The organism is Microbacterium sp. BDGP8 (genome assembly GCF_029991045.1).
Taxonomy (GTDB): Bacteria; Actinomycetota; Actinomycetes; order Actinomycetales; family Microbacteriaceae; genus Microbacterium; species Microbacterium plantarum.
On the sequence record NZ_CP120712.1, the window covers coordinates 1,999,192 to 2,016,385 of the forward strand.

Annotated in this window: 11 protein-coding genes; 9 read left to right on the plus strand and 2 right to left on the minus strand. The window is 71.0% G+C overall.

Going from position 1 to position 17,194, the window contains the following annotated elements:
* Positions 1-21: 21 nt before the first annotated feature.
* From P6897_RS09610 to P6897_RS09650, 9 genes are all read left to right on the plus strand, one after another.
* The gene (locus P6897_RS09610; protein ID WP_274179557.1) at positions 22-987 is read left to right on the plus strand and encodes a MoxR family ATPase; all 966 of its coding nucleotides are present in this window, start codon (positions 22-24) and stop codon (positions 985-987) included.
* Positions 984-2,339, plus strand: coding sequence for a DUF58 domain-containing protein (locus P6897_RS09615; protein WP_282501053.1), 1,356 nt, complete (start codon positions 984-986; stop codon positions 2,337-2,339). Before P6897_RS09610 ends, P6897_RS09615 begins: the two co-directional genes overlap by 4 nt.
* Positions 2,336-4,840 carry a transglutaminase domain-containing protein gene (locus tag P6897_RS09620; RefSeq protein ID WP_282501054.1) on the plus strand — a complete coding sequence of 835 codons (2,505 nt, stop codon included), beginning with the start codon at positions 2,336-2,338 and terminating at the stop codon, positions 4,838-4,840. The genes P6897_RS09615 and P6897_RS09620 overlap by 4 nt, the downstream gene beginning before the upstream one ends.
* Positions 4,841-4,891: 51 nt before the next feature.
* Positions 4,892-6,190, plus strand: a complete 1,299-nt coding sequence (locus tag P6897_RS09625; protein WP_282501055.1) for an FHA domain-containing protein — start codon at positions 4,892-4,894, stop codon at positions 6,188-6,190.
* The gene (locus tag P6897_RS09630; RefSeq protein WP_282501056.1) at positions 6,190-7,044 is read left to right on the plus strand and encodes a protein phosphatase 2C domain-containing protein; all 855 of its coding nucleotides are present in this window, start codon (positions 6,190-6,192) and stop codon (positions 7,042-7,044) included. The genes P6897_RS09625 and P6897_RS09630 overlap by 1 nt, the downstream gene beginning before the upstream one ends.
* Positions 7,045-7,111: 67 nt before the next feature.
* On the plus strand, positions 7,112-8,533 hold the full coding sequence (locus P6897_RS09635; RefSeq protein ID WP_282501057.1) for a protein kinase: 1,422 nt from the start codon (positions 7,112-7,114) through the stop codon (positions 8,531-8,533).
* A complete protein-coding gene (locus P6897_RS09640) occupies positions 8,530-9,312 on the plus strand; it encodes a hypothetical protein (protein WP_258524794.1) in 783 nt (260 codons plus the stop codon). The genes P6897_RS09635 and P6897_RS09640 overlap by 4 nt, the downstream gene beginning before the upstream one ends.
* 31 nt (positions 9,313-9,343) lie before the next feature.
* Positions 9,344-13,297, plus strand: coding sequence for an ATP-dependent RNA helicase HrpA (gene hrpA, locus P6897_RS09645; protein WP_282501058.1), 3,954 nt, complete (start codon positions 9,344-9,346; stop codon positions 13,295-13,297).
* 20 nt (positions 13,298-13,317) lie between these two features.
* Positions 13,318-14,259 (plus strand): NADP-dependent oxidoreductase, encoded by a 942-nt coding sequence (locus P6897_RS09650; RefSeq protein WP_282501059.1) that lies wholly within the window; start codon positions 13,318-13,320, stop codon positions 14,257-14,259.
* A 94-nt stretch (positions 14,260-14,353) separates the two neighbouring features.
* On the opposite strand, the gene mmsB is transcribed toward P6897_RS09650, so the two are convergent.
* Positions 14,354-15,583 carry a multiple monosaccharide ABC transporter permease gene (gene mmsB / locus P6897_RS09655; RefSeq protein ID WP_269266039.1) on the minus strand — a complete coding sequence of 410 codons (1,230 nt, stop codon included), beginning with the start codon at positions 15,581-15,583 and terminating at the stop codon, positions 14,354-14,356.
* Between the two features lie 23 nt (positions 15,584-15,606).
* A complete protein-coding gene (gene mmsA, locus P6897_RS09660; RefSeq protein WP_112617952.1) occupies positions 15,607-17,136 on the minus strand; it encodes a multiple monosaccharide ABC transporter ATP-binding protein in 1,530 nt (509 codons plus the stop codon).
* Positions 17,137-17,194: the final 58 nt, after the last annotated feature.

Genomic DNA, 17,194 nt, shown 5'->3' on the forward strand with positions numbered 1-17,194 from the left:
ACGGCGAAGCGAGAGGACCCCATGAGCATCACACCGGAGCAGACCTCCTGGTTCCAGGAGACGTTCGCGACGCTCGTCGACAACGTCGAGAAGGTCGTCCTCGGCAAGCGGCATGTCATCGAGCTCGCGTTCACCGCGATGGTCTCCGAGGGACACCTGCTGCTGGAGGACTACCCCGGCACCGGCAAGACCTCGCTCGCCCGCGCCATGGGGCAGACCGTGCAGGGCACGAGCAGCCGCATCCAGTTCACCCCCGACCTGCTGCCCGGCGATGTCACCGGCATCACGGTCTACGACCAGAGCCGCGGCGAGTTCGAATTCCACCAGGGTCCGATCTTCGCCAACGTCGTGCTCGCCGACGAGATCAACCGCGCCTCGCCCAAGACGCAGTCCGCGCTGCTGGAGGTCATGGAAGAGGGCCAGGTCACCGTCGACGGCGTCAGCCGCCGGGTGGGTGTGCCCTTCCTCGTCGTCGCGACGCAGAACCCCGTCGAGCAGGCGGGCACCTACCGGCTGCCGGAGGCGCAGCTCGACCGCTTCCTGATGAAGACGACGCTCGGGTATCCCGACCACGCGGCAACGGTGCGCATCCTCGAGGGTGCTGCCGAGACCCGCCGCGAGGTCTCCCCCGTCATCACCCCCCAGGGCGTCGTGAGCATGGCCGACATCGCGCGCGGGGTCTACCTCGACGCGCTCGTCCTCGACTACATCGCCCGTCTGATCGAGGCCACCCGCCTCGCCACCGAAGTGCGCCTCGGGGTGAGCGTCCGCGGCGCGATCGCGCTGACGAAGGCGGCGAAGACCTGGGCGATCGCCCACGGTCGCAGCTACGTCACGCCCGACGACGTGAAGGCCCTCGCCGAGCCGGTGCTCGCGCACCGGCTGATCCTCGACCCCGAGGCCGAGTTCGACGGTGTGACGGCCGGCGCCGTCATCGGGCAGGTGCTCCTCGACACGGTGCCGCCCAGCCAGAGAGAGACCGTGTGAGCTTCGACACCGAGTCCCGCCTCACCCGCACCTCCTTCTCGGAGGGCACGGGTTTCGCGCGCACGCGGTTCGGCACGACCGGCCGCACCACCGTGCTCGCGGTGCGCGGCGTGCAATCGTGGCGGCGTCTGCGACGCGCAGCCACGGCCACGGCGCGATGGATCTCCGAGACGGTCACGGTGGCCGGGTGGCTCATGGTCATCACCGCTGTCGTCGGGCTCGGTGTCGGACTGCCGCTCGGTCTCATGGAGCTCGCCGCCGCCGGTGTGGCGGCCCTCGTGCTCCTCGCATTGTCGGTGCCCTTCCTCTTCAGCGCACGCGCCTACCAGGTCGACCTGCAGCTCGAGCACGACCGGGTCGTCGCCGGAACGCAGGTCGAGGGGACGCTCGTCGTGACCAACGTCGGCACAGCGCCCGCCCTGCCCGGTCGCATCGACGTCCCGGTGGGCGACGGCATCGTCGATGTGCACGTTCCCCTGCTGCGCCACGGACACACCCACACCGAACAGGTCGTGGTGCCGACGCACCGGCGCGGCATCATCACGGTCGGCCCCGCTCGCACCGTGCGGGGCGACCCCCTCGGCATCCTCAAGCGGGAGGGGACGTGGGACGACGTGCACACGCTCTACATCCACCCCGTCACCACCACGCTGCGCAGCACCACGACCGGCTACATCCGCGATCTCGAGGGCAGCGCGTCGCGCACCGTCGTCGACGCGGACTTCTCCTTCCATGCCATCCGGCCGTATGTCGCCGGTGACTCGCAGCGCCAGATCCACTGGAAGTCGACGGCGAAGACCGGCACCCTCATGGTGCGCCAGTACGAGGAGACCCGGCGCAGTCGTATGGTCATCGCCCTCGCGGTCGGTGACGACGAGTACGCCTCCGACGAGGAGTTCGAGCTCGCCGTCAGCGCCGCCGCCTCACTCGGCATCCGCGGCATCCGCGACGGCCGCGACGTAGACGTCGTCGTCGGCGGCGAGGTGCCCGAGTTCGCACGTCGGCGCATCCGCACCATCCGCGAGCTCACCACCATCACGACCCGCACGCTGCTCGACGACCTCGCCGGGCTCGACCGCATCGAGCACGTCAGCCCCCTTCGCGATGCCGCGTCGCTCGCTGCGGAGAGCCACCCCGACGTGTCGATCGCGTTCCTCGTCTGCGGCTCGCCCCTGACCCCCGCGCAGCTGCAGTCCGCCGCGCTGGCCTTCCCCGCCGACGTCGGGGTCATCGCGGTGACCTGCTCACTCGAGGCCGAGCCCGGCTTCAAGGCCCTCGGGTCGATGTCGGTGCTCTCCATCGGGCTCCTCGACGACCTCCGTCAGCTGCTGTCGCGGGCGGCGCAGTCGTGAGCGCCCCGGCACGGCGCGACCTGCGGGCTCGACGCACCCCCCGAACCGCGTGGCGATTCCTCATCGCGCAGGCCGCGGTCCTCCTGCTCGTGATCTCCGTGGGCGCTCTCGCGGCCTGGCCGATCTATCGCAGCGCCGCGTTCGTCATCGTCGTCGTCGCCGCGATGCTCGCGGGGACGGCTCTCGCAGCAGCCGGCCTGCGCTGGCGCCTGAACGGCTGGTGGCTCGCGCTCGCGACGATCGCGACGTACGTCGTCCTCGGCCTCCCGCTCGCGGCCCCCGGCTCGCTCGGCTCGGTGTCTCAGGCCCTTCAGGGACTGCGGGGAGTCGTGACGGCCCCGGTCACCGGATGGAAGGACCTGCTGACGCTCGAGCTGCCGCTCGGCAGCTACCAGGCGACACTCGCACCGGCCTTTCTGGTCTTCCTCGCTGCGACGGTGCTCGCCCTCTCGATCGCGTGGCGGGGCGGACGATGGTGGCCGCTGGCCGTCGTCACGACACTCCTCCCGACCGTCTTCGGAATCGCCTTCGGCGCCACCGCACCGATGCCGGGCCTGAGCGTCGGGCCGGTGTCGCTGAGCCGGGAGGCGCTGGTCGGAATGGCCGCGCTCGTGATGGCTCTCGTCGCGATCGTGTGGCGCACCACGGCGGATCGCCGACGCGCGATAGCGGCCGCGACGGCCGCGACGGGGGTACGGAGCGGAAACCGCCCCATCCGAGGGCTCGCCGGCCGCGCCGCGACCGCGGCGGGAATGGTCGCCGTCGGGCTGGTCGCGGCGACCGTCGTCGCGCCGTGGGCGCTCGCCGGCACCTCGCGCGACGTTCTGCGAGCCGAGGTCGACCCGCGACTCGAGATCGCCGCCGAGCTGAGCCCCCTCGGGCAGTACCGCACCTGGTTCGGCGACGACCGGTTCGACCAGACGATGTTCCGTGTGGCCGCGCCGGCGGGTGTCGACCGCGTGCGCCTGGCCACGCTGCCGTACTACGACGGCCGGTCGGCCCGGGTCGTCGACCCCGCCGCGGCGCCGGGTGACGCGCGCTCCTCCTTCACCCGGGTTCCGTCGGCGCTGCCTGCCGACCCCGGTTCCGCGGCCGGTGCCGGGCGCATCGTCATCGAGGGGTGGAACGAGGTCTGGATGCCGACGCTCGGCGCCGTCACCTCGGTCGACTTCGACGGATCGGATGCCGCAACCCTCGCCGACGGCTTCTACTACAACGCCGAGACGGCCGCGGGGGTCCAGCTGGCCCCGCCGGGGCTCGCGCCCGGGGCGGAGTACCGACAGGGCACCGCGTATCGCGAGGATCCGCCGACTCTCGGCTCGCTCGAGCCGGCACGATCGGGTCCGACGCTCAGCGAGGATGTCGTGCCCGAGACTCTCGTGCGGTGGGTGGACGAGCACGCGAGCGGGTCCGGAGGCGCAAGCCTCGAACAGCTCGTGGAGCTGCTGCGCGCACGGGGCTTCCTCAGCCATGCGCTCACGATCGATCCGGCGGCACCGCCGGCGTGGACTGCCGAGCTGGGCGACTACGCGTTCCAGCCGAGCCGGGCCGGGCACTCCACCGATCGCATCGACCAGCTCTTCGCGGATCTCCTCGCACGCGAGGACGAGGTGGGCGGTGACGACGACGCGGCGCTGGTCGCCGCGGTCGGCGACGACGAGCAGTTCGCCGTGGCGGCGATGATGATCGCCGATCGGCTCGGCTTCGACGCCCGGATCGTCGTGGGCGCGCGGCTGGATTCGACCGACGACACGCTCACGACCTGTGACGAGGGGGTCTGCGCGGCAGGCGACGTCTCGGCCTGGCTGGAGGTACGCGGCGTCGGCCCCGAGTGGGTTGCCGTCGACGTCACTCCCCAGCACGCGGTGTTCCCCTCTCCCGATACGCAGCAGCGGCAGGACCCGAAGATCCCGACCGACGTGCGACAGGAGCAGGCCGAGACGGTGCAGCCCGCCGACGCCAATCCGAGCGACGGCGGGCGGAGTCCGAACGACGATTCCGCAACCTCGCAGGACCTCACCGCCCTGTGGACGGCGCTTCGCATCGGCGGGGTCTCGCTGCTCGTCCTGCTGCTGCTCTTCGGACCGTTCGCGCTCATCGTGCTGGTCAAGCTTGCGCGGCGCCGCGGTCGCCGCACGAGCACCGACCCGGTCGCGCGATTCACCGGCGGCTGGCAGGAGTTCGTCGATTCCGCGGTCGACCACGGTCTCCCCGGCCCCGGCTCACGGACGCGGCACGAGCTCGTCACGGCGTACGGCGGTTCGGCCGGAGCAGCCGAGCTGGCGACGCTCGCGGACCGTTCCGTGTTCGATGTCGCACCGCCCGATGAGGACGACGCCGATCGCTTCTGGCGGATCGTCGAGTCGGAGCGCTCGCGGCTCGACGAGGGGCTGAGCTTCTGGGCTCGGCTGCGCGCGCGGGTGTCGCTGCGTTCGCTGATGCGACGGGAACGTCGCATCAGCCGTGCGCAACGACTGCCGCGCAGCCGACGGGATCGATAAGGTGGCACGCGGCACGCGCGGGATGCACCGCGCTCGAGGGCAGGAGAACAGGTGAAGGCACACGGCTTCACGATCGACGCTGCGACGACCGTCATGGCGCTCGGCGGTGGGAACGGCGGGCCCTCGGGCGCGTTCGCGGCGCTCGGAATCGTCCAGGTGGTGCTCGGCATCGGCATCTATGTGTGGACCGCGCTCGCGCTGACGGCGGTGTTCCGCAAGACCGGTGTCGATCCCTGGCGGGCGTGGGTCCCGGTGCTCAACTTCTGGGAGCTCTACGTCCTCGCCGGAATGCGCGGCTGGTGGGCGGCGGTGCTGGCAGGCGGTGCCGTGCTGGTCACGATCATCTCGGGGGTCGTCGCCGGGGTTTTCGCCGGGATCGCCCTCAACGCCGGCTTCGGCGGCGACGCGGGCAGCGCCGCCGGCGCCCTGGCTGCCGCGGCGGTCGTGCCCGCTCTCATCTGGCTGGGCTTCCTCGCCTTCGCGCTGGTGATCCAGATCCGCATGCTGCGCTCCCTGTGCCGCGGGTTCGGCCTGGGCACGGGGTTCGTCGTGCTGGGCGCCCTGCTCTTCCCGGTGTGGGCGAGCGTCGTCGGGTGGGGTTCCGCCCGGTGGCTCGGCCGCGAGGCGCCCGCCGAGCCGGCACCCTTCCGCAGTCCCCCGACGGATGCCTGTGTCCCGTCCGCCCCGGCCACGGCCGCTCTCGCGTCGCCCGCGCCGGCCGCGCCACCGGCACCGCCGCTCTTCGCTCCCGCGAGCGCCGCACCGTCGAACGCCGCGCCCGGCGTGCCGACGCCCGCCGCCCCCGCAGCCGAGCCGATCAGCGCGAGCCCCTGGGCTCCGCCGCCTCCGCCCGCCGGGCCCGGCGTTGCGGATCCGGCCCCCCAGTCGTGGTCCGCTCCGACGGCTTCGCCTTCGCCGGCACCGCAGCCGGTTGCGGCACCGGTCGCGCAGGCCGCCCCGGTGGCCGCCCCGGTGGCCGCGCCCGTCGACGATGAGGCGGATGTCGATGAGCGCACCGTGCTCGCGGCCCGCCGCGGACCGCAGGCCACGCTCCGTCTGCCGAACGGGTCGTCCGTCGCGCTCTCCGCTGCGGCCGTCGTCCTCGGCCGGAACCCGGTCGCCCCCGACGCAGCGCCCGACGCGCAGATCATCGCGATCGACGATGTCACCCGCACGGTGTCGAAGACGCACGCGCTGTTGCAGCACACCGGTACGGTCTGGACGATCACCGACCTGGCGTCCACCAACGGCGTCTTCGTCGGTCCCGACGATGTCGAGGCTTCCGGGCCTACGCCGGTATCGGGCGTCTTCCACTTGGGCGACGCCGAGCTCCAGCTCACCGAGGCCTGATGACCACCACCACTCCTCCGATCGACGTCCATGTGACCAGCGGCAGCCGCACCGACACGGGGCGCCGCCGGTCGGTGAACGAGGACGCTCTGCTGGCCGAGTACCCCGTGTTCGTCGTGGCCGACGGCATGGGCGGACATGATGCCGGCGATCGCGCATCTGCCGCGGTCATCGAGGTGTTCCGGCCGCTCGTGGGCCGCGACGACCTGCGCCCCGAGGAGGTCGCCGACGCTGTCGAACGGGCCCATTCCGCGGTGTCCGTCGTCGCCGCCGGAACCTCCCGCGGTGCGGGCTCGACCCTGTCCGGCGTCGTCGCCGTGCAGCAGGGCGGGGTGCGGCGCTGGCTCATCGTCAACGTCGGCGACTCGCGCGTCTACCGTCTGCTCGCCGAGCGCCTCGAGCAGTTGACGATCGACCACTCGGTCGCGCAGGAGCTCGTGGATGCCGGGCAGCTGACCCGTGATCAGATGTCGACGTACGAGGGCCGGAACGTCATCACCCGAGCGATCGGCGGCGAGCGCAGCCGCGCCGATTTCTGGCTCATCCCGATCGTCACCGGTGAGCGCATCGTCGTCTGCTCCGACGGGCTCACCGGAGAGCTCTCCGACGAGGCTCTTCGCGCGGGGCTCATGATGGGCGGCTCCCCCGCGCAGACCGCGGAGTCCCTCGTCACGCAGGCCTTGGCTCACGGCGGCCGCGACAACATCAGCACGATCGTCCTGGACGTCGTCGCCGGCGGCATCAGTCCTCGGCTCGAGGACACGACCGGCGGCTTCATGAACAGCGAGTCCGTCACCGCGACGGTCGAGGTCGCCACGGCGCGCTCTCGACGCCGCCGAGCGGACCATGGCTGAGCTGCGTCGTCGGTCCCGCCCGCCGGTCCCGGTCCCTGCGGCCATCGACGGCCGAAACCCCGACCGAGTGCTTTCGTCGAGCGACCGCGCGGACGTTCACCTGTACCGGGATGCCGCCGGCAGGAAGCCGGTAGCGGTCAAGGTCTTCCGCCATCCGCTCGGCGAGCGCGAGCGCACGGCGTTCGCCGCAGCCGCCGCGCGCTTGATCGCCCTGACGACGCATCCGAGCGCGGCGACGGTGCACTCCGCTGACACGACCGACGACGGCAGACCGTACCTCGTCATGGAGTACTGCTCGCGCGCTGCCCTCGCCGAGACCGCCTCGCGGCGTCCGATGAGCGTGCCCGAGACCCTCCGGCTGCTCGTCCGCCTCTGCGGCGCTGTCGAGACCGCCCACAGGAGCGGAATCGCCCACGGCCGCATGCGTATCGAGAACGTTCTGACGACCGATTACGGCTGGCCCGCCATGATCGGCTTCGACAGTGACGATCTGCTTCTTCGCGACAGGCATGACCTGTCGCCTCGTGCGCGAGCCACCGATGTGCACGGCCTCGCCGCGGCGGCCGCCGAGCTTTTGACGGGGCGCCCCGTGGCCGACACGGCATCGCCGCTCGAGGGGGTCGACTCGGTTCCTGCCGAACTGGAGACGCTCGTCCTCGCGACCCTCGAGTCGACGGAGGCGGGGCGAGGTCCGTCTGCCGCCGAGTTCGGTCTCGAGCTGCAGCGCATCGAGTCGGACTGTCACCTCCCGGTCACGCACCTCGACGTCCGCGAGCCGGTCGAAGAGGACGCTGCGGCTGCGCCTACGCCCGACGAGGACGAGCGGACCGTGCTGGCGAGTCGGCGCCGACCCGAAGGCGACGACGACGACGCCGACCACACCGTGCTCGCCGACCGCACCGTGCTCACCGACCGCACCGTGCTCGCCGACCGCACCGTGCTCGCCGAACGCCGCCGCGCCCCGGTCGACGACGATTCCGACGAGCGCACCGTGCTGGCCGCGCGGCGCACCGGCCCCGACGACGACCGCACCGCTCTGGCCGTCCGTCGCACCGCCGAGGCTGACGACCGCACCGTCCTGTCGGCCCGGAGCAGCGACCCCGACGACGATCACACGCGTCTGGTGTCGCGGTCCCTCCCCGGCGCGCAGGGATCCCGGCCGCCGCAGGACCTCCCCCTGGCTGGTCCCGACAGCGAGCCGACGACCCTCGTGCGGCGAGCGCTGCGCGATGAGGTGGTGCGCGGCCGAGTGGACACCGAGCGTCTCGCGGTCGGGCCGGATGCCGACGGCGAGCGCTACCGGGCCCGCGCGCCGCGCGAGGTCCCCGAGGTCGCGCGCGTCCGCGTGGAGGCGCCCGTCCGCCAGCCCGCGGCGACCGCCGCGAAGCGCCGCGGGAACGGCACGGTCATCGCGGTCGTCGGGGCCGGGGTCATCCTCCTCGGCGCCGCCGCGACGGCCATCGTGATGATCATCGGAGGAGGAGCATGACAGCCATCGAGCACGACACCGACGAGCACGACCGCGAGGAGGTGGGCGCCGCCGCCGGCGAGACCGCCGAGAGCGTCGCGATCGAGTTCTGCGGCGAGTGGTTCCGTCCGGTCGCGGGGACCACTTACGCGATCGGCCGCGACGCCGACCTCGTCATCGACACCAACCCGTACCTGCACCGTCGGCTGCTCGCCATCGATGCCGAGCACGGCCTGTGGTGGCTGTCGAACATCGGACAGTCGATCTCCGTCAGTCTCGCCACTCCCGACGGCGCCTATCAGGCCGTACTCGGCCCGGGAGCGCGGGTTCCCCTCGTGTTCCCCGCTCTCGTGGTCATGTTCACGGCGGGCGCGTACACCTACGAGCTGACGGTCCACACCGACGGGTCTCGATTCACCGTCCGTGACAGCTTCCCTCGCACGACGGACGACCACGTCGGCACGACGACCGTGGGCGCCGTCGCGCTGACCTCCAGCCAGCGTCTGCTGCTGCTGGCCATGTGCGAGCCGATCCTCCGGGGAGGCATGGTCGGCTCGAGCCAGGTGCCGACGTCGGCTGCGGCGGCGGAGCGTCTCGGCTGGCCGCTGACAACCTTCAACCGCAAGCTCGACAACGTCTGCGACAAGCTCGACCGTGAGGGCGTGCGCGGCCTCCGCGGCGGCGTGGGCAAGCTGGCCACCAATCGGCGGGCGCGACTCGTCGAGCACGCGGTGCTCTCACGCCTCGTGACCGCCGCAGATCTGCCACTGCTCGACGAGATCCGCAGCGAACAGGCCTGAACCGCGCCGCAGCGCCGTACGATGGAGGGCTGTGTCCTCGCCCGCCCCTGTGATCTCCTTCCCGCCTGAGCTGCCCGTCAGCGGGGCACGGGAAGAGATCGCGCGCGCCATCCGAGACCACCAGGTCGTGATCGTCGCGGGTGCCACCGGGTCGGGCAAGACCACTCAGCTGCCGAAGATCTGTCTCGAGCTCGGACGCACGAGCATCGCCCACACTCAGCCGCGTCGGATCGCCGCGCGGACGGTGGCCGAGCGCATCGCCGCCGAGATGGAGGTGCCCCTCGGCGGCGCCGTCGGCTACAAGGTCCGGTTCACCGACCAGGTCTCCGCCGACACGCAGGTGGCGCTGGTCACCGACGGCATCCTGCTCAACGAGATCCACCGCGACCGGATGCTGCGCCGGTACGACACGATCATCATCGACGAAGCGCACGAGCGTTCGCTCAACATCGACTTCCTCCTCGGCTATCTGCGCCGCATCCTCCCCCGCCGTCCCGACCTGAAGGTCATCGTCACCTCGGCGACGATCGATCCGGAGAGCTTCGCCGCGCATTTCGCCGACGCCCAGGGCGCCCCCGCGCCGATCATCGAGGTCTCGGGTCGCACCTACCCCGTCGAGGTGCGGTACCGGCCGCACGACGACAGCGGCGAGGACGAGACGACCGCAGACGATGTCGACGGGCTCGTCGCGGCGCTGCGCGAACTCGACCGCGAGCCCGACGGCGATGTGCTCGTCTTCCTCCCCGGCGAGGCGGAGATCCGCGACGCGATGGACGCCGTACGTTCCGCGTACGCGAAAGACGCACGCCCCACCGAGGTGCTCCCCCTGTACGGGCGACTCTCCGCCGCGGAACAGCACCGCGTCTTCGAGCCCTCGCGGGTCGCCGGAGTCCGGCGCCGGGTCATCCTCGCGACCAACGTCGCCGAGACGAGCCTCACCGTCCCCGGCATCCGCTACGTCGTCGACGCCGGCACGGCGCGCATCTCGCGCTACAGCAACCGGTCGAAGATCCAGCGGCTGCCGATCGAGGCCGTGTCGCAGGCCTCCGCTCAGCAGCGCGCCGGGCGTGCCGGCCGAACCTCGGCGGGTATCGCGATCCGCCTCTACGCCGAGGACGATTTCATCTCGCGACCCGAGTTCACCGAGCCGGAGATCCTGCGGACATCGCTCGCGTCGGTGGTGCTGCAGATGCTCGCGCTCGGGTTCGGCGACATCGCCGACTTCCCGTTCCTGACGCCGCCGGACTCCCGCGGTGTGAAGGCGGCCTTCGATCTGCTCGTGGAGCTGCGGGCGGTGCGCCGCGACGAGAAGGGCGCCTGGCGCCTGACGGACACCGGCCGCGAGATCTCGCGTCTTCCGATCGATCCGCGTTTCGCGCGCATGCTCGTCGAGGCACGCACCCTCGGCGTGACGCGCGACGTCCTCGCGATCGTGGCGGGCATGTCGATTCAGGACGTGCGGGAGCGCCCCGAAGAGCGGCGCGAGGAAGCCGACCGGCTGCATGCCCGGTTCACCGATCCGACGAGCGACTTCCTGACGCTGCTCAATCTGTGGAACCACCTGCAGGACCAGCAGCGCGAGCTCGGTTCCAGCGCGTTCCGCCGCACCTGCCGCGCGGAACACCTGAACTACGTCCGCGTGCGGGAATGGTTCGATGTCCACCGCCAGCTGAGCGCGCTCGCCCGCGGAGACCGCGACCGCGGGAAGCGCGGACGCGACGAGCCCATCGCGACGACGGGCGCCGCGCATCCCGACCGTGTGCACCGTGCGATCCTGGCCGGTCTCCTCTCGCAGATCGGCATCCTCGACACCCGGAGCACCTCGGCCACGCGGACCGCGGCCGGTCGAAGCGGCGGCGGCAAGCCCCAGCGCCCCCGTGCCGAGTACCGCGGCGCCCGCGGCGCGAAGTTCGCGATCTTCCCCGGCTCGGGTCTGCGCAAGGCGTCACCGGACGCCGTGATGGCAGCCGAGCTCGTCGAGACCTCGCGCCTGTACGCCCGTACGGTGGCGGCGATCGACCCCGCGTGGGCCGAAGAACTCGCCGGAGACCTCGCGCACCGCTCGATGAGCGATCCGCACTGGTCGAAGGATGCCGGAGCCGCCGTCGCCGCCGAGAAGGTCACCCTCTTCGGGGTCGAGATCGTGCCCCGCCGGCGAGTGCAGCTGGCCGGGCGCGACCGTGAGCTCGCCCGCGAGCTGTTCCTCCGGCACGCGCTCGTCGAGGGCGACTGGAACTCCGCGCACCTCGACAAGCGCCTGACGGCGTTCGAGCGCCGCAACCTCGAGCTCCGGCGACGCCTCGAGAAGATCGAGGAACGCGAACGGCGTCGCGACATCCTCGTGGGCGACGAAGCGGTGTTCGCGTTCTACGACGCCCGCATCCCGCGCGACGTATTCGATGTCCGATCGTTCGAAGCATGGTGGCGTGACGCCGCCGCTCGCACGCCGCGTCTGCTCGACATGACCGAGAGCGACCTCGCCGGAGATGCCGCGGGAAGCGACGAGCGCGCCTTCCCCGCCCGCTGGCGCCAGGGCGATCAGGTGCTGTCGCTCGCGTACCGCTTCGAACCCGGGGCGCCCGACGACGGCGTCAGCGTGGTCGTCCCCCTCGCGCTGCTCGCCTCGCTCCGCCCGGACGGGTTCGACTGGCAGGTGCCGGGGCTGCGCGACGAGTTGATCGCGGGCCTCCTGCGCGCTCTCCCCAAGGCGATCCGCCGGCACGTCGTGCCCGCCGCGGACTGGGCTTCCCGGTTCGCCGAGGAACTCGCCGGCGATGGGCCCGAGTCGCGGAACGGCCTGCCCGCCCTGACGCTGCGCGACGCGCTCGCTGCGCGCATCCAGCGGGTCGCGAATCAGCCGGTCACGTCATCGGACTTCGACCTCGAACGCGTGCCGGCGCACCTGTCGATGTCTTTCCGCGCCGTCGACGAGCGCGGGCGCCCGCTCGGCTCGTCGCGCGACCTCGCCGAGCTGCAGCAGCGACTCGCGAACCGCAGCCGGGCCTCCGTCGCCCGCTCCCTCGCGAAGGCCGCCCCGCGTCCCGGCGCGCAGCCCGCCGCAGCGTCACCGGCCGCGCCGACGGGTGCCGGACCGGAAGGCGACCAGCGGACCGGCATCGTCGAGCAGACCGGCCTGACCGACTGGACCTTCGGCGATCTTCCCGAGCTCGTCGACACCAGGGTCGCCGGCGGCGTCGTGCGGGGCTATCCCGCCCTCGTCGACGAGGGAGCATCCGTCGCCCTGCGCATCGAGGCGACCCCCGAGCGAGCCCATCGCCTGACCCGCGCGGGCGTCAGGCGACTCGTCCTGCTCTCCGTCCCCTCTCCGGCCACGTACGTCCTCGACCACCTCACTGCGCCCGAGAAGCTCGCGCTCGCGGCATCCCCGTACGCGTCGGCGAAGGCTCTCATCGAGGATGCGCGTGTCGCTGTCGCGGATGCTGTCATCGACCGCACCGCGGCATCCGTCCGCACGCCGGCGCAGTTCCAGGCGGTGCGCGCCGCGTTCTCGGCGGCCGTGGTCGAGGAGCTGTTCCAGACCGTCTCGCTGAGCGCGCGGATCCTCACCCTTCAGCGCGACGTCGAGCGGGCGATCCGCAAGGAGAACTCGATGGTCCTGCTCGCCGCTCTCGGCGACGTGAAGCAGCAACTGGCCGGCCTGGTGTTCCCCGGCTTCCTGTCGCGGACCGGCACGTCCCGGCTCGCGCACCTGCCGCGGTACCTCCAGGGCGCTCTCGAACGGGTGTCGTCCCTGAGCGACAACCCCGGACGCGACCGGCAGCGCCTCACCGAGTACGAGCGCGCCGCGACGCTGTTCACCGAAGCAGGCGGGACGATCCCACCAGCGGACGACGCTCCGCCGAACCTGCGACACGCACGCTGGCTGCTGGAGGAGTACCGCGTCAGCCTCTTCGCACAGCGTCTCGGCACCGCCGAGCCCGTGTCTATCCAGCGGATCACGAAGACGCTGGCCGGCACGGGCTGATCAGTCGGTAGCGTGGCCCCATGGCTCACGCAGTGACGTATTCCGAGTTCGGCGGACCCGAGGTCCTCTCCCTCAGCGACATCGAGGTGCCCGCTCCGGGCCCCGGTCAGGTGGGTGTACGCGTGACAGCGGCCGGTGTGAACCCGATCGACCACAAGCTGCGGGCGGGCCTGCGGCCGTCGGCCACGATCTCGAAGCCGCGGCGCGTCGGTAATGACGGCGCCGGCGTTGTCACGGCGGTCGGCGCGGATGTCGACGGCTTCCGTGTCGGGGACGAGGTCGTGGTCTTCGGGGCGAGCGGTGTCTATGCGACCGACATCGTCGTCACGCCCGACAAGCTGACGCCGCTCCCCGCCGGGGTCTCCCCCGCGGTCGGGGCCGCTCTCGGCATCCCCGTGGCGACGGCGTATCAGTCGCTGCGCTCGCTCGACGTCGGACCCGCCGACACCCTGCTGCTGCACGGCGGCAGCGGCTCGGTCGGTCAGGCGGCGATCCAGTTCGCCCGGCTGAGGGGAGCTGCTGTCATCGCCACGGCGAGCGAGGCCCGCTCGGACCGTGTCCGCGATCTTGGCGCGACGCCCGTCGGGTACGGCGACGGCCTCGCCGACCGTGTCCGCGCGGCCGCCCCGCAGGGGGTGACCGTGGCCCTCGACTGCGCCGGCACCGACGAGGCGCTCGACGTCTCGCTCGAGCTGGTCGCCGACCGCTCCCGCATCGCGACGATCGTGCGCGGAGCGGATGCCGCGGGGCTCGGCATCCGCGCGTTCTCCGGGGGAAGCCCCGAGCCGCTCACCGAGCAGCAGGTGGCCTGGCGGGCCGAGGCGATCCCGGTGGCCGCGGCGCTGCTCGCCGCCGGCGCCTTCCGCGTCGAGCTCGGACCCGAACTGCCCCTCGCCGAGGCCGCAGAGGCGCACCGTCTCGTCGCCGCACACACTCCGGGCAAGATCACGCTCCTGCCCTGACCGGCAGCTCCCCCGACCACAGCGAAGCGGCGCCCGCACCGGCGATCCTCGGAAGGATGCCGGCGCGGGCGCCGCTTCGCTCAGGCGCGGGTCGTCAGTTGCCCGAGCGCCGCTTGTTGTAGACGTCGAAGGCGACGGCCAGCAGCAGCACGAGACCCTTCACGGCCTGCTGCCACTCGATGCCGATGCCCATGATCGACATGCCGTTGTTCAGCACACCGATGATCAGACCACCGATGATCGCGCCGCCGATGGTGCCGACACCACCCTGCACCGCCGCACCGCCGATGAAGGCCGCGGAGATCGCCTCGAGCTCGAATCCGTCACCGGCCTTGGGCCCGGCGAGGTTCAGTCGGGCGGTGAAGATGAGACCGGCGAGAGCGGCGAGCACGCCCATGTTGACGAACAGCCAGAAGTCCGCGCGGCGCGTCTTGATGCCCGAGAGCTCGGCCGCGTGGCGGTTGCCGCCGATCGCGTAGATGTGACGGCCGAACACGGTGCGGTTCATGACGATGCCGTACACCAGCACCAGCACCGCGAGCACGATCAGGGTGACGGGGATGCCCTTGTACGAGGCGAGGGCCCACGTGAACCACCCGATGACGACCGCGATGAGCGCGAGCTTCGCGACGAACCAGACGAGCGGCTCGACGTCCTGCGAGTACTTCTGGCGTCCGGCGCGAGTCCGCCACTGCTGCACGATCAGCGCGACGATGCCGAGCGCACCGATGACGAGGGTGAACAGGTCGGGATCGGATTCACCGAAGATGCCCGCCAGGAAGCCGTTGCCGAGCGCTCGGTACTCGGTGGGGAACGAGCCGATGTTCGCGTTGCCCAGCACCACGAGCGCGAGACCGCGGAAGATGAGCATGCCCGCCAATGTCACGATGAACGCGGGTATGCCGACGTAGGCCACCCAGAAGCCCTGCCAGGCTCCCACGAGCGCGCCGATCAGGAGGGACAGGACGATGGCGAGCCACCACGGCATCCCCATCTTGACCGCGAACACACCGGACACGGCGCCGATGAAGGCTGCGACCGAGCCGACGGAGAGGTCGATGTGGCCGGCGATGATGATCATCACCATGCCGATGGCCAGCACCAGGATGTAGCCGTTCTGGACGACCAGGTTCGACAGGTTCTGCGGGCGCAGCAGGATGCCGTTGGTGAGGATGGCGAACAGGGCGACCACCGCGATCAGCGCGATGAAGATGCCGTTCTTGCCGAGGTCGGCGAGGATGTGTCCGATCCAGCGCGTGAAACGGTTCTCGGTCGGGTTGAGCCCGCCGCCGGCGGCGGTTTCAGGGGCGTTGTTCTGAGACATTCGAGGATCTCCTGCGGCCCCGCTCAGCGGGGCTTCTCCATGGTCATGAGTTTGAGGACCGACTCGGGAGTCGCGTCGGCGATGGGCAGCTCACCGGTGATGCGCCCCTCGGAGAGGGCGTACACACGGTCGGAGATGCCGAGCAGTTCGGGCAGCTCGGACGAGATCACGATGATCCCCTTCCCCGCTGCGGCGAGCTTGTTGATGATCGTGTAGATCTCGTACTTCGCCCCCACGTCGATGCCGCGCGTGGGCTCGTCGAGGATGAGCACCTCAGGGTCGGAGTAGATCCACTTCGACAGCACGACCTTCTGCTGGTTGCCGCCCGAGAGCTTCCCGGTCTTGGCGAGGACGGTCGGCGCCTTGATGTTCATGCTCTTGCGGTACTGGTTCGCGACGGAGAACTCCTCGTTGTCGTCGACCAGACCCGCCTTCTCGAGCTTCTTCAGCGACGCCATCGAGATGTTGCGCTTGATGTCCTCGATGAGGTTCAGCCCGTAGGTCTTGCGATCCTCGGTGGCGTACGCGAGCCCGTTGGCGATGGCCTCCGAGACGGTGCGCGTGCGGATCTCCTTGCCGCGCATGAACACCTTGCCCGAGATGCGCGTGCCGTAGCTGTGGCCGAACAGGCTCATCGCGAACTCGGTGCGCCCGGCGCCCATGAGCCCGGCGATGCCGACGATCTCGCCCGCCCGGACCGTCACCGAAACGTCGTCGACGACGACGCGGGTGGGGTCCTGCGGGTGGTGCGCGGTCCAGTTCTCGACCCGCAGCAGCTCATCGCCGATCTGCGGCTCGTGATCGGGATAGCGGTGCTCGAGGTCGCGGCCCACCATGTCCTTGATGATGCGGTCCTCGGTGACGTCGTTCTTCGAGATCGTCTCGATCGTCTTGCCGTCGCGGATGACCGTGACGGTGTCGGCGACCTTTTTGATCTCGTTCAGCTTGTGGCTGATGATGATCGACGTGATGCCCTGCTCGCGCAGGCTCAGGATCAGATCGAGCAGGTGGTCGGAGTCCTCGTCGTTGAGCGCGGCGGTCGGCTCGTCGAGGATCAGCAGCTTGACCTCCTTCGACAGGGCCTTGGCGATCTCGACGAGCTGCTGCTTGCCGACGCCGATCTGGTTGACCTTCGTCGTCGGGTTCTCCTTGAGCCCGACGCGACGCAGCAGCTCGGCCGCGGCGAAGTTGGTCTTATTCCAGTCGATGAGGCCGCCGGCGCCCTTCCGCTCGTTGTTCAGGAAGATGTTCTCGGCGATCGACAGGTACGGGCTGAGCGCCAGCTCCTGGTGGATGATGACGATCCCGCGCGCCTCGCTGTCGCGCAGATTCTTGAACTCGACGGTGTCGCCCGCGTAGACGATCTCGCCGTCGTAGGTGCCGTGCGGGTAGACCCCGGACAGCACCTTCATGAGGGTCGACTTCCCCGCGCCGTTCTCACCGCAGATCGCATGGATCTCGCCGCGCTGGACGGCGAGATTGACATTCGAGAGCGCCTTGACGCCGGGGAAGGTCTTGGTGATCCCGCGCATCTCGAGGATGGTTTCGCTCACGTCTCCGACTTCCTTGTGGGGGTGGATGATTTCTCGGGTGCGGCGGCGGGAGCGGTTC

Bases quoted from the DNA above. Each gene is read 5' to 3' on its own strand.
- P6897_RS09610 (WP_274179557.1), top strand. From the start codon at position 22: ATGAGCATCACACCGGAGCAGACCTCCTGGTTCCAGGAGACGTTCGCG.
- P6897_RS09630 (WP_282501056.1), top strand. From the start codon at position 6,190: ATGACCACCACCACTCCTCCGATCGACGTCCATGTGACCAGCGGCAGC.
- P6897_RS09640 (WP_258524794.1), top strand. From the start codon at position 8,530: ATGACAGCCATCGAGCACGACACCGACGAGCACGACCGCGAGGAGGTG.
- P6897_RS09650 (WP_282501059.1), top strand. From the start codon at position 13,318: ATGGCTCACGCAGTGACGTATTCCGAGTTCGGCGGACCCGAGGTCCTC.
- mmsB (WP_269266039.1), bottom strand. From the start codon at position 15,583: ATGTCTCAGAACAACGCCCCTGAAACCGCCGCCGGCGGCGGGCTCAAC.